The following is a 20,886-nucleotide window of genomic DNA, read 5'->3' as shown; positions in this document are numbered from 1 at the left end:
GCCTCCAGCCGCGCGTGCAGCACCACCCCCGCCTCCAGCCGCTCGGCGGCCAGACGCCAGCGCGTCTCCGCGACCTGCGTGCCGCCGTCGCGAGAGAGCGTCGCGGTGGCCACCAGCTCGCCCCACAGCAGCGCGCCCACCTGGACGTAGCGGAGCACCCACCGCAGCACCGGCTGCGCCTGCGCGAGCAGCACGAACACCGGCAGCGTCTGGCCGTCCACCGCGCCCGGGTCCACCTGGAGGCCCAGCGACAGCGAGAGTCCCTCCGGCGCCGGGTTGTCCGCATGGAAGGGGTCGGGCACCACGGGCGTGGGGTGGACGCTCACGGTCGCGGTGCCGGTGCCGGACAGGCGCAGGCCGCCGGAGGATGGCAGCCAGGACGCGCCCGGGGTCAGGTCCACGCGGCCCCCGCGAGCGCGCTCCTGGCCCTGATCGCTGGCCTCCAGGTGCGTCAGCGACGTGAGCAAAGTGGGTTCACCGCGCGGCAGCAGGCGCACCTTCGTGGCGCCCTCCAGCACGTCCTCGCCCAGCAGCGACGGGCGGAGGATCATCTGCCCGCGCGTGGGGATGGAGAGCGCGACGGTGTCCATGATGGACGCCAGGTCCACCTGAGAGCCCGCCCACAGGTCCACCTGCACGTCGACGGTCATGGCCCGGGGCGCCCGCAGCCGGCTCAGGTACGTCCGCCCTTCCTGCGAGCGCTCCGGGGGCTCCAGCCCCAGTGCGTCCGCGATGCTGTCGGCCACGGGCAGCACCTCCACGCTGGAGCGGAAGTCGAGCGACGGGATGCCGGGGTCCGCGCTGATGGCGATCCGCCCACCCTCCGCGTCCCACCGGCAGGTGACGGCGGCGAGCGCGGCGAGCAACAGGGGGTCGGTGAGCGGCGCCCCGGAGGGCTCCTGGAACTGGCCTCCGGCGAGCGCGTCCGCGAGCTTCGTGTTCAGCGCCGCGACCAGCGCGGGGCCCGTCGCGGCGGCGCCGAACGAACCGCCCGGAAGGCCCGTCAGCGTGACGGTGGCGCTGCCATCCAGACGCAGCTTGAGCGCCCCTCCCCCGGGCACGCTGTCCGCAGGGCCGCGCGGTCGTCCAATCAGGTGGCCCGGGATGCGGACGGTGGAGGTGGCGGTGCGGCCGTTCTCGCGCTCGGGTTCGGGATGCAGGCCCAGCGGACCGACGACGGAGAAGAACGGCACGCGCGAGGGCCGGTAGCCTTCATCCACATAGCCATGCGCGGCGAAGACGCGCACGTCACCGCTGCGCAAGGCCATCCGGCCCTGCCACAGCAGGCCCGTGAGGATCTCACGAATCACTCGGCGTCACCGGCCCACGACGGGCAAACCCATCGCGATTCGAGCTGCTGCGTCACGGCACCCCCCCGGACCCGCGGAACCTGATTGTCTTCACCACGGCTTGAGACTTCGCGCGGCGACAATGGAGCAGAAGCTTCGCGGCCGTCAACACCACCAGTGCGTCAGTTGTTGCCTTGCAGTGTGACAAATCCAACGATTGATCAGCCCTGGAAGACAGGTAGACAGCGCATCAATCACAAGCGTCCCGGGAGCCTGCGGGCGGACATGCGCCGCCTCGCATCCGTCCGCGCCACTCATCAGGCACGCGTGCGCACGCCATCCTCCCGCGTGGGGGAGTGCCCGATGCAATTCACTGACTTCGTGGCCCTGGCCGCGCGCCTGTTCGAGGCCGCGGGGGTGGGAGTGATGGTGGTGGGGTCGGTGGCGGCCGTGGGGCTGGTCGCCGTCCGCTACCGGGGGACGCGGCGCCGGGATGGCATCCGGGTGCTGCGCCACCACCTGGGCAGCGCCATCCTGTTGGGATTGGAACTGCTCGTGGCGGCGGACATCATCCGCACGGTCGCCGAGTCCCCCACGCTGCAACAGGTCCTCATCCTGGGCCTCATCGTCCTCATCCGGACCTTCCTCAGCTTCACGCTGGAGGTGGAGATCGAAGGACGCTGGCCCTGGCAGCAGGGGCGGCAGGACGGAGAGTGTCCCGACGCGGATGAAGCCCAGGGAGGCGGGCGCGAGCCCCCACCTCCTTGAGCTGTCATTGAGAAGTCATTCGCGCCGGTCGTCTGGCTTCAGTGGCGGGCAGGCGCGGTGCGGGTCCGCGCCACCCATTCACGCCAGGGACCCACGTCCTCGCCCAGGTCGCGGCCCGCGAGGACGGTCAGCACCTTGCGCGCGGGTTCCCGATCGATGGCCTGCTGCATGCCGGCCATCTCCACCAACGCCTCCCCCGCCTGGTTGAGGATGGCCTCGCGCCGTGCTGCGCCTTCCGTCTCCACAAGGCGCACCAGCGCCCAGGCCGCCTTGTTGCGGTCGCTGGACAGCGGGAACCACAGCGCCTCCAGCACGGGCTCCAGCGGGATGAGGACCTTTTGCTGTCCCTGCTGCACGGCGCCCAGCAGTCGCAGGACTTCGTTGCGGACGCCCTCGTAGGGGTCGTTCACGGAAGGCAGGAGGTGGCGCACCAGCTCCTCGCGCGAGCGCACGTAGGACAGGAGGATGGCGGCGGTCATCCGCTTCCCATCGTCCCGGTCCTCGCGCAGCACGCGCACCAGCGCGTCGGTGTTCCGGGGCACCCCGGTGAGGAACTTCGCTTCGAGCGGCGCAAGCTCGGAGTGGTTGAAGCCGCCGTAACAGGTCAGGGCCAGACACCCTCCCACGGAGGTCTCCCGCACCGCATGCTCGCGTCGCAGCTTCCAGTAGGTCTGCTGGTAGGCCCCCCACGCGGCGATGAGCCCTTCGGGATCCTCCACCGTGCCCGTGGGCGCCGGGGCGAAGCGCATCCGCCATTCGTCGCCCGGCTCCACCAGGTCCACCGTGACGCGGAAGGTGTGCGTCGGAGGATAGGTGACCATGGAATAGCGGCAGAACGGCAGCGGGTGCGCCGCCAGGAGGCGGGGCTTGCTCTCCAGCAGGTACGGCGTGAACTCGCCTGCCTCCAGGTTGAAGCGCGCACCGGGCGCGGGCATGGCGATGAGCCGGAGCAATTCCTCCCGGGGAAGCTTGCGGATGCCGAACACCTCCACACCTTCGAAGAGGTACAGGGACGCGGCGGTCGCGGGCGCGCTGGGGGCGGCAGCGGCGTCACGAGCGGCAGGCGCGGGCGGGGCCGTGGCCTCACCGCGGGACTGGACGGGCGTGACGCAGGCGGAGCACAGCAGCAGGCCTGCGGGCAGGAGCTTGCGAAGGTCGGGCATGGTGTCCGGACTGTAGTGTCGGCGACGAAGGGCAGGAAGGCGGACGTCGCGGCAGGGACCGGCCAATCAGCGGCTGCGCTCCCAGGCGGCCGGCGGATGCCAGGAACCACCTGGGATGCACACCCTCCAGGTCAGGCCACTTCAGCGGTGGGAGGCGGAGTCACGGGGCTTCGCCTCCCCGCTTGCCAGGAAGGGGCCGTGGCCCCAGGAGGCGCGCGTGGAAAGTCCCAGCGCAAGCTTCGACGGTGCGGCCAGCGAGGGCATGACCGAGGCGCAGTCCCGACTGCTCCTCGAGACCCTGGTGGCCTGCACGCCCGTGGGCCTCGCCGTGTTGGACCTGGAGCAGCGCTTCGTCAAGGTCAACGACGCCCTGGCGGAGATGAACGGGATTCCACGCGCCGCCCACCTGGGCCGCAAGGTGCAGGAGCTGCTCCCGGAGCTGTGGGCCACGCTGCGTCCCCAGTACCAGCACATCCTGGACGGAGGGGAGGCGAAGACATTCGAGATGAGCGGCGTGACGCCCAAGGCCGCGGGGGTGGAGCGCCACTTCCTCACCAGCTACTACCCCATGCGGACCGCCTCGCACGTGCTGCTGGGCATCGGCATCATCGTCGTGGAGGTCACCGAACAGCGCCGCGCCCATGAAGCGCTTCAGGCCAGCGAGCAGCGCTACCGCTCGCTGGTGGAGGCCATGGCGCAGCCGGTGTGGACCACCAACAAGCGGGGGGAGGTGGTGGAGCCCGCGCCGCGCTGGATGGCCTTCACCGGCCAGACGCACGCGGAGCACCTGGGCCTGGGCTGGCTTTCCGCCATCCACCCGGAGGACCGCAAGCGCGTGGTGCGGGGGTGGGTGGAATCGCTGCGCACGCGCGCATCCTACCGGGGGGAGTTCCGCCTGAAGTTCCATGCGGGCGGCTACCGGGACGTCGTGGGCCGCGCCGTGCCCGTCTTCGACGGGAAGGGGGACATCCGCGAATGGGTGTCCACGGCGGAGGACGTCACCGAGCGCAAGCAGGCGGAGGCGCTGCTGGAGACCGAGCGGGCGCGGCTGCACGCCGTATTGATGAATGCCCCGGCGTCCATCGCCATCCTGTCGGGCCGGGAGCAGACCTTCACCCTGGTGAACCCCTTCTACCGTCGCCTGTCGCACGGGGAGGACCTGACGGGAATCTCCCTGCGGTCCCTGCCCCCCACCGGGGACGACTACTCGGAGTTCCTGGCGCGGGCCTTCGACACCGGCGAGGCCCAGGCGCAGAAGGAGAAGCCCATCGTCGCCGACTTCAACGGCACGGGGGATACGACGCGCCGCTTCGACATCGTCTACCAGCCCCTGCGCGACGTGAACGGACAGGTGGACTCCGTGCTGTCGTTCGCCATCGACGTGACGGACCGCGTGGAGGCCCGGGAGAAGCTGGAGGAGTGGGCCGCGTCGCTCAGGAACCAGCAGCAGTGGCTGGAGGCGGTGCTGGACCGGACGCCCGTGGCGCTCATCCTCATGGAGCCCCACACCGGCCGGGCCATCTTCGCGAACCAGGCGGCCCGGCGGATGGCCGGCGGCGACTTTCCCGAGGGCCTGCGGGTGGAGCGCTACGCGGGCACGTATCTCTTCACGGACGAGACGGGCCGGGAGCTGCGCAGCGACGAGGTCCCGGGCGTGCGGGCGGCCCGAGGCGAGCCGGTGCACGGGGCGTCCGTCGTCTGGCACACGCCCACCGGGCGCTACTCCCTGCTCGTGGAAGCCGCGCCCCTGTCCGCCCAGCACGGCCATCCCGCGGCGGTGCTCCTGGCCCACCAGGACGTGAGCGAGCTGCGCAAGACGCAGGCCCAGCTCCAGCACGCCGTGTCCCTGCGGGACGAATTCCTGACGGTGGCGTCCCACGAGCTGAAGACGCCGCTGACGCCCCTGCAGCTCAAGCTCCAGTCCCTGGTGCGCGACGCCCAGACAGCCGACACCCTGGAGGCCCTGCGCGGGCGCGTGATGCGCACCGCGGAGAGTGTCTCCGGGCAGATCCGCAAGATGACCACGCTCATCAACGACCTGCTGGAGGTGACGCAGCTGACGGGCCCGGCCGCGCCGCTGTCCCTGGAGCCGGTGGACCTGGCCTCCGTGGTCCAGGAGGTGGTGGAGCGCTTCAGCGCCCAGGCGACCAGGACAGACAGTGAGCTGGTCATCCAGGCGGCCTCCGGCGTGGTGGGCCAGTGGGACCGTCACCGGCTGGAGCAGGTGGTGACCAGCCTGCTCTCCAATGCCTTGAAGTACGGCCCGGGGAGGCCGGTGACCCTCACGGTGGAGCGCCTGCGGGGCATGGCGAGGCTGAGCGTGAAGGATGAAGGCATTGGCATCTCACCGGGAAGCCTCCAGGCCATCTTCGAGAAATTCACCCGCGCTGTCTCAACACGCCACTACGGAGGTCTGGGATTGGGCCTCTTCATCACCAGACAAATCATCGAAGCGCACCAGGGCACGCTGCGCGCGGAAAGCCAGCCTGGACAGGGCGCGACCTTCATCGTGGAGCTGCCCGTGGAGGGCCCGAACACCAGGACCCGCTGAGTCTCCCCACCTCGCGCATCCGGGCCATCACGACCCATTCCCTGCTCATCCGACCCAGGGGCCCGCTATGTTTCACATCGATGTCTGGGTATGATGCCGCCCCATGGAGCGCGGCCCGCCGGAAGCGGCCGGTGCGCGGTCATGCCCCTATGCCCAGACCCTTCACGATGCATGGCGCGGTGGCCGCGCTCCTCTTGAGCGCGCTGCCCGCCGGGGCCCAGTCCTCGTTGCCCGGCTTCGAGCTGGAGCACCTGGAAGTCAACGCCGGCCGGGGCACGGCGGTGATGCGCAACGGCGAGCTGCTGGTGCCCGGCGGCTGGAGCGCGGGGCTCGTGGGCCAGTACCAGCAACTGCCGCTGGTGCTGCTCAATGGCGAGCGACGCCTGGAGGCCGTGCGCAACCGCGCGTCGTCCGTGCTGGCGGGCAGCTACGGCGTGCTGCCCTGGCTGGAGGTGGGCGCGCAGGTGCCCATCGTGCTCTGGCAGCAGGGGGAGGATCCGGCGCCCCTGGGCCTGACGCCGCTGGCCACCCAGGGCCTGGGGACGCCGGAGGTGCAGGCGCGCCTGGGCCTGCTGTCGCGGCGCGACGATCACCCGGTGGACCTCTCCATGGACCTGGGCCTGGGCCTGCCCATTGGAAGCGCGGCGGTGCTGGGAAGGGACCGGGGCCTGCGGGTCCGGGCCCTGGCCGCCATGGGCACGCAGGTGAAGTTCCTCAAGCCCGCGCTGGAGCTCGGCGTGCTGCTGCGCTCACGCAACCCGCTGTCCACACCGGCCGCGTCCGGGCAGGCGCTGGAGCTGCGCCTGGGGGCTGGCGTCACGACGGCGGGCCAGGGGCTGCGGGGAGAGTTGGCGGTGAAGGCCGCCTTCGCGGCGGACATGCCCCAGCCCGCGGTGGAGGTGCTGGGCGGAGGCCGCGTTCCGCTCGTGGAAGGGCTGGAGCTGTACGCGCTGGCGGGGCCCGGCCTGGGGCGCACTCCGGGCACGCCCATCGCCCGGGTGCTGCTGGGCGTGTCGTTCCGCCAGGAGCCCCCACCCCGCATGGAGCTGCTCCCGGAGCCCGTGCCCCAACTGCGGCTGGAGGAGTTCCAGACGCGGCCGGGGCCGTCCGCCCCGGACACGAGCGTGGAGCCCGTGCCCACGCGCGAGCTGCTTCCACCCGAACCCGCCTCCCCCCCGGCGCCATGACCTTCGAGCCGCGCACCGTCCTCGCCGCGTTCGACGGCACCCAGCCGGCCCCGGACTCCGTGCCCGCATGGTGGGCCCGGAGCTGGGAGGATCCGGACGGCTTCGCCGCGGCCATCGCCCCGGCGCACGCCGGCCGGAGCACGCCCTTCAAGAGCCGCACGGGCCAGCACCACGACTTCTTCCACGACCTGGTCGTCCGTCACGCCACGACGGACCGCATCGCGCTGCGCGCCTATTCGCGGGCCCAGGGCTGGCGCACGCTCAGCTACCGCCAGTTGCACGAACAGGCCCTGCGGCGGGCCACCGCCTGGGCGGGAGCGGGGGTGAAGCCCGGCGCGAAGCTGTGCCTGCTGCTGCACCCGGGGCCGGAGCTGATGGTGTCGCTGTGCGCCGCGCTGGGCCTGGGGGCCTGCGTGAGCCTGCTGCCCCCGGGGGCCCGGGCCTTCATCGCGCGCAGGCTGGACGCGCTGGCCCCCCAGCACATCGCCGCGGAGCCGCACCAGGCGCCGCTGCTGGGCAAGCACGCGCCGCTCCTGCTGCCCATGCAGACGCAGGTGCCGCCCACGCTGGCGTCGCACACGTACAAGCCGGCGGAAGTCGTGGGCCTGCTCTTCTCCCCGCTGGCGAACCCCAGCGACGTGCCCCTGCCCCTCACCGCCGGGGACGCGTGGCGGAGCGCGCTGGTGGACGGGCTGCTCACCTTCGGCCTGTCCCCGGGCGACCACCTGGCGGCCCCAGGCTTCCACCCGCTCCAGCACCTGCCCGCGCTGTACTTCACCACGCTGTTGCGCGGCGCGACGTACCTGCACGTAGAGCCCGCGGACCTGGAGGTCTCCCCCACGCTGCTCGCGGAGCACCCGGTGCGCGCCCTGGGCATCACGCCCGCGCTGCGCGACCTGCTGGCCCGTGCCCGCCCGCCGCTCAAGAACGTGGGCCTGTGGTTCAGGGATCCGCAGGCGCCCTTCGACTTCCACGCCTGGCGCGACGCGCTCAAGGCCTCTGGGCTCTCCAGCGTGCCCGGCGGCAACGTGTGCGTGGACGCGGCGTGGGGGGGCGCGGTGCTGTGCTCGCACCGGCGCGTGGGTCACGACGTGCACACGGACATCGCCCCGGCGCCCGGGCGTGCCTGGGCGCTGCGCGACTTCACCGACAGCGGGCAGGACGCCGCCGGAGACACGGGCCTCTTCACCCCGCTGCCCGACGCCGGAAGAGCGCCCGCGCACGTCGTCCTGACGCGGGTGCGCGGCCTGTACCACCACTTCGGCGCGCGCGAGCCCCGGCGCGAGGGCCGGGTGTATCCCTTCGGCGAGGTCGCGGACGTGCTGCGCGAGCCACCCGGCCCCCGGCTGGACGCGGTGGGGCTGGCCGTGCCGGTGAGCGGCATGGCGGGCGCGTACCGCGGCGTGCTGCTCGTCTTCACCGGCGACCTGCCCCCCGGCGTGGAGGTCAGCGACACGGACGTGCGACGCCGCATCGAACAGGCCCTGGGCGCGGACGCGCTGCCGGACCGCATCGAGCGCTTCGCGCTCCACGCAAGGCGCCTGGACGGCCAGCAGGACGGGCCGGTGGACGAGGAGTGGTGCCGCGCGCAGTACCTCACCGGGTCCCTGAAGCTGAAGTCGGGGGACACCCTGTTCCAGGCGCTCACCTCGCTGCGCGCCCTGGTGGAGTCACGCTGATGGGAATCCAGGTCGTGTCCGGGGCCCTGCTCCAGTGCAGCTTCGGCCTTGCGCCATCCACGCTGTCGGTGCCGCCCGTCAACCAGGTGAACGCCACCGCGCCCGCGGCCACCATCATGGACAACATCCCGGGCATGAACGTGCCGCCCTTCGGCATGTGCCAGTCCATGGCCAACCCCGCCGTGGTCGCCGCCACCGCCGCCGCGCTGGGGGTGCTCACCCCCATGCCGTGCATGCCCGTGCCCGTCGCGCCCTGGGCACCGGGCTCGCCCACGGTGCTCATCAAGGGCAAGCCGGCGCTCACCGACACGTCCCTGTGCAACTGCGCCTATGGCGGCATCATCAAGATCAACATGGCCGGCCAGGTGAAGGCGCAGGTGAAGTGAGGACGGGCCTCACGGCAGGGGCACGTAGCGCAGGGGCGCCTCCCGCTGGGGCAGGCGCACCTCCAGCTCCACCACGTCCTCCGCGCTCCAGGACGCGAGCAGCTCCACCAGCCGGCCGCACAGCAGGTCCACCAGCGGCAGCAGCGACGCGTCCATGGGCCCGAAGCCCACCTGGTACACGTACTTGAAGCCCGCGGCGCTCCGGGCGAAAGGCTTGGACTTCACGGACACCTCCGTGAGGGACGGCAGCAGGTCCCGGAAGTGCCGCTGCCCCCGCACGCCCAGCACCTCCAGGAGGAACACCAGGTCCTCGCGCCCCAGGAACCGCTGCGTGCGCAGCGCCAGCAACTGCAACAGCGACTGCTGTCCGTGCTCCACCGGGTTGTCCCCGCCGGGCGCCACCGCGCCCACCAGGCTCCACGGCACGCCGTCCAGGAAGCGGTCCGCCAGGACGGGCCGGTAGCCCCGGGCATCGAAGCGCGGCGGCAGGGGCTGGTGCCACAGGCCGTCCACGCCCAGCCGCACCGGCCGCATGAACGCGTCCGGCATGTCCAGCGCCAGCCACGACGTGCGCGCCAGCCCCTGGCCCTCGTTCTCCAGCTCGTACGTCTGCGAGCCTCCAGCGATGGCGCCAGGGCGCAGGGGCTGCATGCCCTTCGCGCCCAGTTGGTACACCCCCACGGCGGTGTTCAGCCGGAAGCCCATGGGCGCGTCCGGGTGCTGCACCGCGTGCCGCTCCTTCGTGCCGTCGTGCTCCACCGGCGTCGCCATGGCGCGCTGCAGGTTCACCACCGGCACCGCGTGCGCCACGAACGAGTCCGGCCCCAGCACCAGCTCCGACGGCCAGCGCCCCGACAGGCGCAGGCTCAGCGTGAAGCCCTGCCAGTTGCGGGGCGCGGGTGGAATGCGGGCCTCCAGGAACAGCTCCTGCTGCGGGAAGTGCAGCAGCTGCCGCAGCCGTTGCAGCGGGTGTTCCGACGGCTCCCCTTCCGCCGCCACCGGCAGGGGCGCGCCCAGGCGCACCGGGCCCGAATGCGCGTCGAAGGGCTTCACCTCGTGCTCCACCGCCCCGTTGTCGAAGCACACCGTGGCGGACCGCACCGAACTCTTCAGTTGGAAGAACACCGCCAGCGACGCCCGGAAGTCGTTGAGGTGGTTGATGTGCAGCCGCACCTCGCCCGGCGAGTCGTTGCGGGGAAAGCCGCCCTCGAAGACGAGCCGCAGCAGCGTTTCGTCCTCCCCCCGGCGCTCCAACCGCGCCTGGGTGAGCCGCACGGGAAGCAGCCGCACCGGCGCCAGCGTGCGCAGGGAAAGCGGCCCGGTGGGGCCTCCGCCCGGGCCTGGGTTGAGGAGGAAGGGCGTCCCCCGGGGCAGCTCCGCGGCGTCCACGAAGCGCGCGTCCGGCTCCGCGCGCAGCATGGCCATGGCGGGCACGGGGTTGAGCAGGTAGGCGAAGTGCTGCTGGAACAGCCGCAGCGTGCTGCGCTCCAGCGCCCGCTGGCCCGCGCGGCGGGTGCGCGCGGTGAACAGGGCCATGGCCTCCGTGAGCCGCCGCACGTCCGCGTCCTCGCCGTCCAGCGGCGCCGACGGGTGCAGGGCCGTGTAGCCCAGCCGGAACTTCTCCAGCGCCTGGAGCTCCTCCAGGAAGGACGCGTAGAGCGCTTCATCCATCCGCATGGCCTATTCCCCCTCCTGGACGCGCAGGTACATCCGGCCTTCGCCGACCTCGATGAGCTGGGTGTCCTTCTCCAGGGTGCGCTGGATGCGCAGCACCGGCTTCGAGTCCTTGTACAGGTGCTGGATGGACGTCTCGCTCTTGTCCGTCTTGCCCAAGAGCAGGTGGTTGCCCTGGGACTCCTTGGGGAGCCGGGCGCCGGGGCGCCATTCCAGGAAGCGGTCCATGCGCGCGTGCTGGTAGCCCAGCGACACCAGCACCCGCGTCCCCTTGTCCGCGGGGAAATAGAAGTGCCCGGGCTGCTGGTGCGGCTCATAGGGGACGCGCACCTCCTTGCCCCACAGGGGCAGCTTCACCCGGTACGACTCCACCGACGTCTCGTCGTCCTGGCGGATCTGATACGTGCGGTCCGCCTCCGCGCCCTCCTCGCTGACCACCCGTCCCTCCGCGAAGAAGGGCCAGCGCGGCGGCCGGAAGCGGGGGCGCCGGAAGGTGGGGTCCGCGGCCTCCTCCAGCGTGGCCTTCAGCGACAACCGGTAGTCGTTGGCGGTGCCATCGGGGTCGTGCGCGGCGTCCGGCTCCACCGAGCGCGCGTCCAGCTCCAGCGTGTGCATCCGGTACTGCTTGCCGTGCGTGGCGGCCTGCTGGCTGAAGCCGTCCCCCAGCGTGTAGAGCCCGTTGAGCACCAGCGCCACGCGGGGGTAGCACGCGAAGGCCAGCCGCACCTCCGGGCCCTCCAGCTTCTGGCGCTTCGTCTCCAGCGTCACCCGGTCCGTGAGCGTGCCTTCCAGGGTGGAGGTCAGCAGGCATTCGGAAAGGACGCCCGCGATGGCGTCCGCGTTCTCCACCGCCTTGCGCTTCGTGCCGGCGTCCACGTAGCTGTTGAGCACCGACAGCGCGTCCCGGCGGGGCTCCGGGTAGCGGAGGTCCACCTGCTTCACCTCGTCGCGGGTCAGCACCATCGCCTCGCCACCTTCGGGCTTCGCGTCCGCGAGCGTGTACTTCCCCTTCTCGTAGTCGAGGAACACGCCCGCGTGCATGCGCGCCTGCACCCAGTGCAGGAAGTCGAGGAAGCTGGCGCCACAGTCGCTGTCCGCGCCCAGCCCCAGCGCATGCAGCGGATGCGCCGTCTCCGCGGCCGTCCATTGGTACGCCACGTCCAGGCCGCCGGGCGTGTTCGCCTGGATGACCGCTTGCAGCGACTGGTCCACCCACACGCCGCTGGGGAAGTGGCGGCGCCACAACATCGCGGCGGGGTCCACCAGGCGGATCCGGTAGCGCCGCTGCATCACCGGCGCGTCCTTCACGTTCGCCAGCGAGCGCTCGCGCACGTGGCGCTCCTCCACCCGCCCGATGAGCTTCAGCGGAAGCGCCTCCGCGCCCTCGCGGCCTTCGGCCTGCGCGCCGTAGCGGCGGTCCACGGTCAGCGTCGCCGTCAGGGGCTGGGTGGCGGTGAAGGGGGTGAACAGCGTGTCCTCATCCCCGCTCTCCTTGCAGAGCACCCACCACTCCACCTGGGCCTCGAAGCCGTGGGACCAGGCCTTCACCGACAGGCGCTTGATGCTGCCCGCGGGCAGCGTGAAGGCCGTGTCACCGGCCTTGAGGTCCAGCGTCACCTTCAACTGTTCGGTGAACTTCATGTCCCGTCCTCCGCTGGCGCCTCTTCCGGGGGCCGCTCGCGCAGGCGGCGCGAGCCCGGATCCAGGAGCAGCTCCATGGGCTCCAGGGAGCCACGCAGCCGCAGGCGCACCACCAGGCCCGGCGCACCGCCCGCCCGGGCCGGCTCCTCGTTGATCTCCACCACCTCCACGCGGGGCTCGTAGCAAGCCAGCGTTTCGCGGATCTCCGCGCTCAGGCCCGCCACGCGCTCCGCGTCCGAACGGAAGCCCGTCTCCGTGAGCCCGAAGCCGGGCAGGAGCGAAGCCGCGCCCCGCTTCGCCTGGAGCAGGTGGCCCAGGTTGCGCAACACCGCTTCGCGCGGCGTCTCCATCACGCCCAGGAACTTCCGGTGCAGAAAACCCACGGTCCCTTCCTCCCCTAGCGGCCCAACGACTTCGGCGTGCCCATGTTCATGCCCTGCCGCTCGACGTCCGGACGCGGGGGCGCGGCCACCGGCACGGCGGTGTCGCCCAGGTAGATGAGCTGCCGCAGCGGCTTGCCCTCCGCGCCCGGCAGCCGCTCGTAGCCCAGCTGTCCCCGGGGCCGGGGCCCCAGCCGCACGGTCCGACCATGCGCGCGCACCGTCAGCACCACCTCCAGCCGCAGGCGCGCGGGCACGAGCAGCGGCAGCACGTGCCGGTGGAAGCGGTGGCGCACGAGCGAGGGCCAGTCGCGGCCCCGCATGTCCGACTCCTCGTCCGCGAGCAGCTCCACCTGGAAGCCCCCGATGTCCGCCGCGTACGTGTTGCCCAGGATGCCCGTGCCATCCAGCGGCGTGGGCCCGAAGGTGGGGCGCATGCCGGAAAAACGCGTCCGGAAGGAGCGGCGGCAACACGTGACGCGAAGCTCCGGGAACACCTGCTGGAACAGCCACTGGAGCGTGGCCTGCGAATCCACGCCCACCATGCGCTGGTAGAAGCCCTTCGTGCGCTCCCAGTCCCCCACCAGACTCACGTTCCGCTCGGGGTGCAGCGCCTCCACCAGCGCCAGCAGCAACCGGTGGTCGAAGAAGCGGATGAAGTCGAGGAACGGCTCCGGCTCCGGAAGCTGCTCGGCCACCTGGAGGAAGTAGCTGGGCAGCAGGCCCGGCGTGCCCAGCAGGCCCAGGTTGAGCGTCACCACCACCCGGCGCACCGGGGAGGCGTGGAACGTCACCGCCTCCACCAGCGACGCGGACGCCACCGGCTCCGGGTTGCTTTCGAAGAGCACCCGGTCCCGGACATAGCCCTGCGACTCCAGCAGCCGCAGCAGCGGGCCCAGGTCGAAGTCCTTCGCCCGGGCGCGAATGCGCCGCTCCAGCGGGGACAGCAGCGGCGAGGCGCCGTTCATGACCGGGGCCGCCTCACTCGCCGGGACCCACGAAGGCGCCCAGGTCCACCTGGTAGAACTGCGACAGCGTGCGCCACTCCAGGGTGTCCTTGCGCTCCCAGTGCTCCTGGATGTCGCCCACGTGGCGGTTGAGCAGCGCGCCGAACATGGAGAACAGCTCCGGCAGATAGCGGCGAGGGTCGAAGTCCTCCAGCGTCCGGAGCACGTCGTCGCTCACCATCGCCGCCTTCTGGAAGTCCCCCCGCTCCACCAGCACCTCGAAGGCCTTGAGCTTGTCGCAGAGCTCCAGCAGGTGCACCGACCCGCGCAGTTGCAACGGCCCCGTCGCGCGGGGAAACGGCGAGGCGGGCGCGGCGGCGGCCTTGGCGCCCTTCGTCTTCGTGGGCGCCGCCGGCTTCGCGGGCTCGGCCGGAGGCGCGGCGGCGGCCGGGCGCTCCTGCGTCTCCCGCAGCCACTGCCCCAGCCCCGCCAGCCCCTGGGAGCCGTTGCGGAACGCGGGCCCTTCCAGCAGGGCCTGCAGCGTCTGGATGCCGCGCAGGGCGTCGCGGCGCTTGCCGTCGGTGAAGCCCTTCGTCCACGCCTCCCAGCCCGCGTCCTTCTTCCCGTGGTGGTAGCGCAGCGCGCTCAGCAGCGTCTGGAACAGCCACGTCAGCGCCTTGTTGAGCAGCACCACCGGCTTGGCCTTGTCCCGCCCCTCGCCCTGCCCGGCCGCCTCCGCCGCCGCGCGCGTGAGTCCAGCCAGCGTCTCCAGCACGTCCGGCAGGCGCGCGAGCCCCTCCTCACGCAGCGCCGCGAAGAGGTAGTAGGCCGACAGCCGGACCTCGTAGACGCCTTCGCCGTCCAGCGCCTCGATGGCGTCCGCGGCCTGCGCGTAGGACTCCCGCTGCACCAGGTCCGCCACCGTCAGGAAGCGCTGATCATGCGCCTCCAGGCGCTCCAGCGTTCCGCCCTCCACGGGGCGCAGGCACAGGCTCAGGTCTCTCATGGTCTGCCTTTCCGCTTCATGATACATGTCTTTCATTTACAAGGACAGACACACCATGCCCATCGCCAAGCCCGACGTGCTCGAACTCGAATGCAATTGGCAGACCGGTTTTCAATACCGGCCCGGCTTCCGGGGCGCGCTGGGATATCTGCTGGAATGGAATGGCTGCGGGGGGCTGAACCTGGCGAAGGAGCTCACCCTGTCCTCCCCCACGGTGGGAGACATCGGTCCCACGGCGCAATGCATCGGGCTCATTGAACGGCTGTCCATGGATGGCGCCTCCGGCCCCATGGACTTCAGCGTGTACGTGGGGCGCGTCACGGCGGCCAACGTGCTCAACCACTTCGCCAAGCCCCTGGAGAACCTGCGGCTGAAGCTGGCGTGGGCCATCATCGACTTCGATGAGGCGGGTGACACCTGGTTCGAGGCCGCCAAGCTGAAGAGCCCGGCCTCCGCCGAGGCCCTGATGGACACCGAGAAGGGCCGCCCCAAGGTCTTCCTGGACAACCAGCCCACCACGCTGGCGGGGGACCTGGACATCCGCTTCCACCGCTTCCAGTTCCGGGTGGTGCCCGCGCCCAAGAAGAGCACCACCCTGGAGTTCGCCACCAACTCCCAGGAGCGCCGCGTCACGAAGTGGGGCAGCGACAAGTGACACGAAAAGCGGAACGGGGAGCGGCATCACGCCCTCCCCGTCCGCCCTCCGCGCTGACTACTCGCCGCCTTCGACGTAGCCCCAGCTGTACACATCCTTGTCGTTCGAGTTGTGGCCGTAGTGGATGTTGCACAGGTGCGCCTTGTCCGGGATGACCTGGAAGGTCATCTGGCAGAACTTGACGTCCGTGACGCCCACGTTCTCGGGCTCGCCCACGTGGAGCATCACCTCGCTGCCCTTCTGGTTGAGACGGGCAGACATCTCGTTGGGGGGGCCGCTCGCCTCGTCACCCAGGGGATAGCACTTCTCGTACCACTTGCCCGCGGTGCTATCCCATTCGCAGATCCAGAACTTGAGCTGGCGGATCTCCGTGTTGGTGATGCCGGTGAAGTCCGCCTTGTTCTCCGGCGAGATCAGCACCGTGAAGTCCATGGGGTCCAGCTTTCCCCCCTCCCACTGCAGCTGCGTGATGAGGCCCACCGCGCGCACGGCCTTCTTCGCCCCCACGTCCTGCAACGCCACGCCGGGGTAGGCGGGCTCACCGACGAACGGGGTGTAGAAGAGGCTGCTGCTCTTGGGAAAGGCGCTGTCGTCCTTGCCCATCCCCTTGATGTCCAGCAGGTAGCCCACCGGGATGTTCTTCTGGGGGCGCTGCTGGATGGTCTGCTGCCAGTCACACGAAATGCCAAGCGGTCCATCACCCATGGTTTCGCTCCTCTTGTTTGATGCGGGGTTTTTCAGCCGAGCCGCGCATCCACGCGGAGATCCACGTTCATGCCTTCGAACTGGATGTGCGGGAGGACGGACAGGTTGCAGTGGAACCAGCCCACCTTGCCGGGCACTTCCGCCACGGTGAGGTTGTAGGCCTTGAAGGGGTAGTAGCGCAGCGTGAGGTCATCCGGGTTCACCAGCGTGGTGACATACCGGGAGATCCACCGGTCCAACTGCTGCTGCATGTAGGCCGCGTTGGCGGTGCTGCCGATGTTCTCGCGCATGATGGCCTTCACGTAGTGCGCGATGCGGCTGATGGAGTACGTGTAGGCCAGGTTCGTCACCAGCTGCGAGTTCTCCGAGTCCTTCGCATCCTCGAAGACCTGAGCCTTCTTGAGGGACTGGACGCTGAAGAAGACGGCCTCCGCGCTTCCCTTCTTGTGGATGAGCGGGATGAAGCCGCCATTGGCCAGCTCCAGCTCGCGGAAGTCCGGGATGGACATCTCCACGGGCAGCTTCATCTCCTCCTCGCCGCGCAGGTGGGTCAGGTGCACGGGCAGGCCCGCCACCAGGCCGCCGCCCTTGGGGCCGCGGATGTGCTGGCACCAGCCGGACGTCGCGAACGAGCGGACCAGGTTGCGGGCGAACAGCATGGCCGAGTTGCCCCAGAGGTATTCCTCCTCCTTGTCGCCCTTCACGGCCTCCTTGAAGTTCATGCCGGGGGCCGGGTAGGTCTCCGGGTTGTAGGGCGGCCGGACGATGTAGCGCGGCATGGTGAGGCCCACGTACGCGGCCTCATCCGTCTCACGCAGCGCGTTCCAGGCGGAGTACTTGGGCGCGTCCAGGAGGCTCGCCACGTCGCGCAGCTGGGAGACCTCCTTCATGCTCTCACAGCCGAAGAAGCGCGGAGCCACGGACGCCACGAACGGCGCATGGCTGGCCGCGGCGATCTTCCCCATCGTCTTGAGCCACAGCATGTCCTGCGGCGTGTTGGCGAACTCGAACAGGCCCACCAGCGCGCCATAGGGGGCGCCGCCGTACTGATCGTATTCCGCGACGTACAGCTTCTTGAAGAACTCCGAACCGGCGACGTCCGCCGCGTTCATCTCCAGGTCGCTGTAGGCCTCCTCCTTGGAGACGTCCAGCAGGCTCAGCTCGATGTTGGCCTTGAAGTTGGTGTTGCGCACCAGGTCGTTGAGCGCCGTCCACTGCGCCTCCACCTCCTGGAACTCCGGCGCGTGCAGCACGGCGTTCAGCTGATCCGACACCAGCGCGTCGATGGTGCCGACCAGCTCCTGGACCGTCTGCTTGTCGAAGCGGCCCTCGTCCGTGTCCATGTTGTGGACCATGGCCGCCAGGCTGGAGACGAAGCGCTCCTCCGGCGTCGCGTCCTCGGTGATGACCAGCAGTTCGTTGGAGCCGGTGGGGGTCCGCGGGGCGGGCACGGCCCCCAGGCGCACGCTGTTGAGGAACAGCGGGAGGTCCAGGGGCGGATCGGCCACGGCGGTCGTCGCGGTGTTGGGAGACGCAGGTTGGGTGGGCATGGAAGGTGTGGACCTCGTTCAGGAGGAAGTGCGGAAAAAGGGGCTTGCGACCGGCATCACGTCGTCGGGGGCGGGGGGTTCGTCGCGGCCAGCTTCGGCAGGCCCAGCGACTTGAACGCGTCCAGCTCCGTCTTCAGCTTCTGGACCGCCTCCGGGCTCTGCGCGAGCTGGCGCACCAGCTGGCGGAACTCCTTGCGGTTGTCCAGGTTGCCCTGCAGCTCCAGCAGCAGCTTGCGCAGCGTGAGCAGCGCATTGATTTTCGGCACCTGGCGGGCCACCTCCACCGGGCTGAAGGACTTCATCGAGTCCAGCTTGATGTTCACCGCCAACGGCGCGGGCTCCGAGCCGTCCACCGGGTCCTTCTTGTCCACGCGGTTGGGCACGCTGAAGCTCAGCGTCATGCCCATGTTCTGGATGATCTGGTTCAGGTTCTTGCCGTCCAGATTGCGGATCTCCCGCTGATCCAGATCCTTCTTCCGGTCGTTCGATGTGCCCCGGGAGAAGTCCCCCATCACCAGCAGCCGGAACGGAAGCGCCTTGTCCGCCCGGGTGCCATTCACCTGGGTGCGGTACGTGAGCGTGATACGGGATCTGGGAACTTCGTCGGTGATGGCCATGGGTGCCCCCGGAAACGGAACCGCCGTTTGTGAATGAATTGATAAACCATACCAATACATAAAAGCAATACACCCCCATCACACGACCCGGCACGATGGGCACGCCTCCACCCGGGGAGCCAGGAACGACCCAACCCCCTGTGTTTCGCAGCGCCGCGGACCCAGAAACCAGACAGGGCGGGTCATTGGGGTTGGCTTGACGGCGCGGGCTTCCGGCCAGTAACGTTTTGCAAACATTGTCACCGGGGCCCGAGCATTTTTTCATTCCGGCGCCCCGTGACACGAAAGCCTTTCCCATTCCTTCCATGAACCCAGACACCCTCGTGCGAGTCCTGTGGCAGGAAGGGCAGACCCTCCTGCCCGAACACTTCCGGGCCCAGGAGGAATCCCTCTCAACGGAGGCCCGGCGCTACGCGGGGTTCGCGGGCCTGCCGGTCGTGGGCGTCAGTTCGCTGCGTTTCAATGACGTCCTGCTGGCCAAGGGCACGGTGTCGCTGGAGGAACTGAGCGCGGTGCTGCCCGGCGGCCACCTGGTGGAGGTGCCGGGCAACGCGGAGGTGATGCCGCTGTCGCTCGAGGAGGCAGGGCGCACGCGGCTGACGGTGTACCTGCACCTGCTGGGGGTGCTGGAGCCCCGCGAGGAGGCCGTGTCCGCGGGCGAGGAGGCCCCGGTCGTGGTGCGGGCGGGGCGGCGGCTGTGTCTGTCGCTGGAGCCGGTGGTGGACGACACGGTGAGCAGCCTGTCGCTGGCGGTCTTCACCCGGAACGCGGACGGGCCCTGGCGGCTGTCGGCCACGCACCTGCCGCCGCTGTTGAGCGTGGGGCCCCACCCTTTCCTGGCGCCCCTGTTCGAGCAACTGGACGGGCTGCTCCAGCAGGCGCAGGGACAGCTGCGCACGTCGCTGCGCGAGGGCCTGGTGCGGGGCGACAGGCTGGCCAGCGCGCGGCGGGCGCTGTGCGAGGTGCGCAGCCTCCAGGTGCTGCGCCAGGACATGCGCCACGGCCTGCAGCCTCCGCCGTACCCGTTGGTGCAGGCGCTGCGGCGGCTGTACTTCGAGACGTGCTGCTACCTGGAGGCGGAGCCGGACGACGAGCTGCCCGCGTACGAGCACGACGCGCCGGGCCCGGGGCTCGCGCGGTGGATGGAGCTGCTCACCCGCGGGTTCCGCCCGCAGGCCAGCCCCATGTCCTACCGGGCGTTCGAGTGCCAGGACGGCCACTTCCGGCTTGCGCCCCTGCCGAAGGAGACGCCGCCGCCCAACGACTTCTACCTGCTGGTGCGCCGGCAGGAGCGCGACCGGCCCCGCTCCATGGAAGGCGTGAAGCTGGCAAGCCCGCTGCGGCTGCCCGCGGTGCGGCGCCAGGCCCTGAAGGGCGTGCCGTATGACCGCGTGGACTACCCGTCCTTTCCGCACGCCTTCGACGCGGACATCGACTGGTACCGGCTGACGCACCAGAGCGAGGAATGGCAGTCCGCGACGCGCGAGGACGGGCTCACGTTCTTCGCGACCCCCGCGCTCGAAGGGGCGCAGGTGCTCCTCTACTGGCGCAGGACCTGACGTCGGACCGGCGGGGGAACGGCGCGCATGCCCAAGCTCATCTGCATCATCGAGATGGACAAGGAGAAGGGCCTTGTCCTCACCACCGAGGACAAGGACGGGAAGATCCTCCAGACGGTGAGGATGGACGGCGAGGCCATCACCCTGGAGGTGAAGGGCGACAGCGCCACCAGCACCATCGTGCAGAAGCAGGACAGCGTCACGGTGACGTGCAAGTCGTTCGTGCTGAAGGCGGAGACCATCGAGGTGACGTCCACGAAGACGTCGTCATGGAAGAGCGACGACACCTTCGCGCTGGAGAGCAAGAAGGCCTTCACGCTCACCACCGATGACACGCTGACGCAGAAGGCGGCGAAGGACGCGACCTTCTCCTCGGACAAGGCCGTGACGCTGAAGGCGGCGAAGAAGTTCAGCGTGGAGGGTGACGACGTCCTGGTGGAGGCGCTGTCCAAGGCGGTGGCGTTGAAGGCACCGTCCATCAAGGCGGAAGGCACCAAGGACGTGGCGGTGGAGGGGGCACAGGTGACGGTGACCGCGAAGGCGCAGTTGGCGCTCAAGGCGGACGGGGTGTCGGAACTCAAGGGCGGCATGGTGAACATCGGTTGAGGAGGGGGGCGCGATGAAGCTCGAGCACTGGCAGGTCGTCTTCACGCAGTACCGGCAGGCCCAGTCCGTCCTGGACGGGTGGCTGCCGCAGGCCGCGCCCGGCTCCGCCGCGGCGGCGGGGCTCCTGGGCCGCGAGGGCCTGCGCACGCTCCACGACGAGCTCCTGGAGGTGGTGCAGCGGCTGCGCGCCGGGCTGGGCGCCCACGCCCGCGACGAGGAGGTCCAGGACGCGCTGCGGCCCTTCACGTACCTCGTGGACGAGCGCGTACTGGTGCGGCTCGCGGACGCGGAGCAGCCGCTGTGGCCGCTGTTGCAGTACCGGCTCTTTGGCGAGGACAGCGGCGGCGAGGCCTTCTTCAAGCTGGCGGACCAGCGGCTCGACGCGCCGGGTTCGCCCGTGCTGCTCTTCGAGATGCTCCACTTCTGCATCACGGCGGGCTTCGGCGGCGCCTACACGGGCCACACCGCGAAGCTGCGCGAGTACCAGGAGCGGCTGGCGGCGCGCATCGTCACGCCCCCGCCC

General features: G+C 70.5%; 19 protein-coding genes. 9 read left to right on the top strand and 10 right to left on the bottom strand.

The genetic code is table 11. The features are described from left to right. Window positions 1-1,310: hypothetical protein (locus D7X74_RS24080; RefSeq protein WP_147446663.1), on the bottom strand; the 1,310-nt coding region annotated here is incomplete at its 3' end. Between the two features lie 342 nt (window positions 1,311-1,652). On the opposite strand from D7X74_RS24080, the gene D7X74_RS24075 reads away from it, so the two are divergent. Continuing rightward, window positions 1,653-2,057, top strand: coding sequence for a DUF1622 domain-containing protein (locus D7X74_RS24075; protein WP_120535343.1), 405 nt, complete (start codon window positions 1,653-1,655; stop codon window positions 2,055-2,057). 38 nt (window positions 2,058-2,095) lie between these two features. Here D7X74_RS24075 and D7X74_RS45080 read toward each other — a convergent pair whose 3' ends face one another. Continuing rightward, complete coding sequence (locus tag D7X74_RS45080) at window positions 2,096-3,220, bottom strand: HEAT repeat domain-containing protein (RefSeq protein WP_120535342.1); 1,125 nt, start codon at window positions 3,218-3,220, stop codon at window positions 2,096-2,098. Window positions 3,221-3,437: 217 nt separating this feature from the next. On the opposite strand from D7X74_RS45080, the gene D7X74_RS24065 reads away from it, so the two are divergent. From D7X74_RS24065 to D7X74_RS24050, 4 genes are all read left to right on the top strand, one after another. After that, window positions 3,438-5,771, top strand: coding sequence for a PAS domain-containing sensor histidine kinase (locus D7X74_RS24065; protein ID WP_158622284.1), 2,334 nt, complete (start codon window positions 3,438-3,440; stop codon window positions 5,769-5,771). Between the two features lie 149 nt (window positions 5,772-5,920). Then, on the top strand, window positions 5,921-6,958 hold the full coding sequence (locus D7X74_RS24060) for a hypothetical protein (RefSeq protein WP_120535340.1): 1,038 nt from the start codon (window positions 5,921-5,923) through the stop codon (window positions 6,956-6,958). After that, entirely contained in the window at window positions 6,955-8,637 is a 1,683-nt protein-coding gene (locus tag D7X74_RS24055) for an AMP-binding protein (protein ID WP_120535339.1), read from the top strand. The genes D7X74_RS24060 and D7X74_RS24055 overlap by 4 nt, the downstream gene beginning before the upstream one ends. Continuing rightward, window positions 8,637-9,023 (top strand): DUF4280 domain-containing protein, encoded by a 387-nt coding sequence (locus D7X74_RS24050; protein WP_120535338.1) that lies wholly within the window; start codon window positions 8,637-8,639, stop codon window positions 9,021-9,023. Before D7X74_RS24055 ends, D7X74_RS24050 begins: the two co-directional genes overlap by 1 nt. Before the next feature lie 9 nt (window positions 9,024-9,032). Here D7X74_RS24050 and D7X74_RS24045 read toward each other — a convergent pair whose 3' ends face one another. The 5 genes from D7X74_RS24045 to D7X74_RS24025 are packed head-to-tail and all read right to left on the bottom strand — an operon-like array spanning window position 9,033 to window position 14,671. Then, entirely contained in the window at window positions 9,033-10,700 is a 1,668-nt protein-coding gene (locus tag D7X74_RS24045; protein WP_120535337.1) for a type VI secretion system baseplate subunit TssF, read from the bottom strand. A gap of 3 nt (window positions 10,701-10,703) precedes the next feature. Further along, entirely contained in the window at window positions 10,704-12,338 is a 1,635-nt protein-coding gene (locus D7X74_RS24040; protein ID WP_120535336.1) for a hypothetical protein, read from the bottom strand. Then, window positions 12,335-12,721, bottom strand: a complete 387-nt coding sequence (locus D7X74_RS24035; protein WP_120535335.1) for a GPW/gp25 family protein — start codon at window positions 12,719-12,721, stop codon at window positions 12,335-12,337. The genes D7X74_RS24040 and D7X74_RS24035 overlap by 4 nt, the downstream gene beginning before the upstream one ends. Window positions 12,722-12,735: 14 nt before the next feature. Continuing rightward, window positions 12,736-13,686: a type VI secretion system baseplate subunit TssG gene (locus D7X74_RS24030; protein WP_120535334.1), complete on the bottom strand. Its 951-nt coding sequence runs from the start codon at window positions 13,684-13,686 to the stop codon at window positions 12,736-12,738. A gap of 13 nt (window positions 13,687-13,699) precedes the next feature. Beyond that, a complete protein-coding gene (locus D7X74_RS24025) occupies window positions 13,700-14,671 on the bottom strand; it encodes a type VI secretion system protein IglI family protein (protein WP_147444436.1) in 972 nt (323 codons plus the stop codon). A 55-nt stretch (window positions 14,672-14,726) separates the two neighbouring features. Here D7X74_RS24025 and D7X74_RS24020 point away from each other — a divergent pair, with 55 nt between their 5' ends. Then, window positions 14,727-15,326 carry a hypothetical protein gene (locus tag D7X74_RS24020; protein ID WP_120535332.1) on the top strand — a complete coding sequence of 200 codons (600 nt, stop codon included), beginning with the start codon at window positions 14,727-14,729 and terminating at the stop codon, window positions 15,324-15,326. A 57-nt stretch (window positions 15,327-15,383) separates the two neighbouring features. Here the strand turns inward: D7X74_RS24020 and D7X74_RS24015 are convergent, their stop codons facing one another. Genes D7X74_RS24015 through tssB form a run of 3 tightly spaced genes read right to left on the bottom strand, consistent with a single transcriptional unit; the run spans window position 15,384 to window position 18,198 of the window. Next, a complete protein-coding gene (locus tag D7X74_RS24015) occupies window positions 15,384-16,031 on the bottom strand; it encodes a hypothetical protein (protein ID WP_120535331.1) in 648 nt (215 codons plus the stop codon). A 32-nt stretch (window positions 16,032-16,063) separates the two neighbouring features. Beyond that, the gene (tssC, locus tag D7X74_RS24010; RefSeq protein WP_120535330.1) at window positions 16,064-17,581 is read right to left on the bottom strand and encodes a type VI secretion system contractile sheath large subunit; all 1,518 of its coding nucleotides are present in this window, start codon (window positions 17,579-17,581) and stop codon (window positions 16,064-16,066) included. A 56-nt stretch (window positions 17,582-17,637) separates the two neighbouring features. Next, complete coding sequence (gene tssB, locus D7X74_RS24005; protein ID WP_120535329.1) at window positions 17,638-18,198, bottom strand: type VI secretion system contractile sheath small subunit; 561 nt, start codon at window positions 18,196-18,198, stop codon at window positions 17,638-17,640. 305 nt (window positions 18,199-18,503) lie between these two features. Here tssB and tssK point away from each other — a divergent pair, with 305 nt between their 5' ends. The 3 genes from tssK to D7X74_RS23990 all read left to right on the top strand — a co-directional run. Further along, a complete protein-coding gene (gene tssK / locus D7X74_RS24000) occupies window positions 18,504-19,757 on the top strand; it encodes a type VI secretion system baseplate subunit TssK (protein ID WP_120535328.1) in 1,254 nt (417 codons plus the stop codon). A 27-nt stretch (window positions 19,758-19,784) separates the two neighbouring features. Next, window positions 19,785-20,363: a hypothetical protein gene (locus tag D7X74_RS23995; protein WP_120535327.1), complete on the top strand. Its 579-nt coding sequence runs from the start codon at window positions 19,785-19,787 to the stop codon at window positions 20,361-20,363. Between the two features lie 13 nt (window positions 20,364-20,376). Further along, window positions 20,377-20,886 (top strand): DotU family type IV/VI secretion system protein (locus D7X74_RS23990; RefSeq protein WP_120535326.1); only part of this gene is annotated, 510 nt, incomplete at its 3' end.

It is taken from the genome of Corallococcus sp. CA047B (genome assembly GCF_003612065.1).
Lineage (GTDB): Bacteria > Myxococcota > Myxococcia > Myxococcales > Myxococcaceae > Corallococcus > Corallococcus praedator.
The sequence above is the reverse complement of the archived record's forward strand: the minus strand, read 5'-3'. Positions and strand labels throughout refer to the sequence as shown.

Bases quoted from the DNA above. Each gene is read 5' to 3' on its own strand.
- tssK (WP_120535328.1), top strand. From the start codon at position 18,504: ATGAACCCAGACACCCTCGTGCGAGTCCTGTGGCAGGAAGGGCAGACC.
- D7X74_RS24020 (WP_120535332.1), top strand. From the start codon at position 14,727: ATGCCCATCGCCAAGCCCGACGTGCTCGAACTCGAATGCAATTGGCAG.
- D7X74_RS24075 (WP_120535343.1), top strand. From the start codon at position 1,653: ATGCAATTCACTGACTTCGTGGCCCTGGCCGCGCGCCTGTTCGAGGCC.
- D7X74_RS24025 (WP_147444436.1), bottom strand. From the start codon at position 14,671: ATGAGAGACCTGAGCCTGTGCCTGCGCCCCGTGGAGGGCGGAACGCTG.
- D7X74_RS24030 (WP_120535334.1), bottom strand. From the start codon at position 13,686: ATGAACGGCGCCTCGCCGCTGCTGTCCCCGCTGGAGCGGCGCATTCGC.
- D7X74_RS24045 (WP_120535337.1), bottom strand. From the start codon at position 10,700: ATGCGGATGGATGAAGCGCTCTACGCGTCCTTCCTGGAGGAGCTCCAG.
- D7X74_RS24015 (WP_120535331.1), bottom strand. From the start codon at position 16,031: ATGGGTGATGGACCGCTTGGCATTTCGTGTGACTGGCAGCAGACCATC.
- tssB (WP_120535329.1), bottom strand. From the start codon at position 18,198: ATGGCCATCACCGACGAAGTTCCCAGATCCCGTATCACGCTCACGTAC.
- D7X74_RS24060 (WP_120535340.1), top strand. From the start codon at position 5,921: ATGCCCAGACCCTTCACGATGCATGGCGCGGTGGCCGCGCTCCTCTTG.
- tssC (WP_120535330.1), bottom strand. From the start codon at position 17,581: ATGCCCACCCAACCTGCGTCTCCCAACACCGCGACGACCGCCGTGGCC.
- D7X74_RS24040 (WP_120535336.1), bottom strand. From the start codon at position 12,338: ATGAAGTTCACCGAACAGTTGAAGGTGACGCTGGACCTCAAGGCCGGT.
- D7X74_RS23995 (WP_120535327.1), top strand. From the start codon at position 19,785: ATGCCCAAGCTCATCTGCATCATCGAGATGGACAAGGAGAAGGGCCTT.
- D7X74_RS24050 (WP_120535338.1), top strand. From the start codon at position 8,637: ATGGGAATCCAGGTCGTGTCCGGGGCCCTGCTCCAGTGCAGCTTCGGC.
- D7X74_RS24055 (WP_120535339.1), top strand. From the start codon at position 6,955: ATGACCTTCGAGCCGCGCACCGTCCTCGCCGCGTTCGACGGCACCCAG.
- D7X74_RS45080 (WP_120535342.1), bottom strand. From the start codon at position 3,220: ATGCCCGACCTTCGCAAGCTCCTGCCCGCAGGCCTGCTGCTGTGCTCC.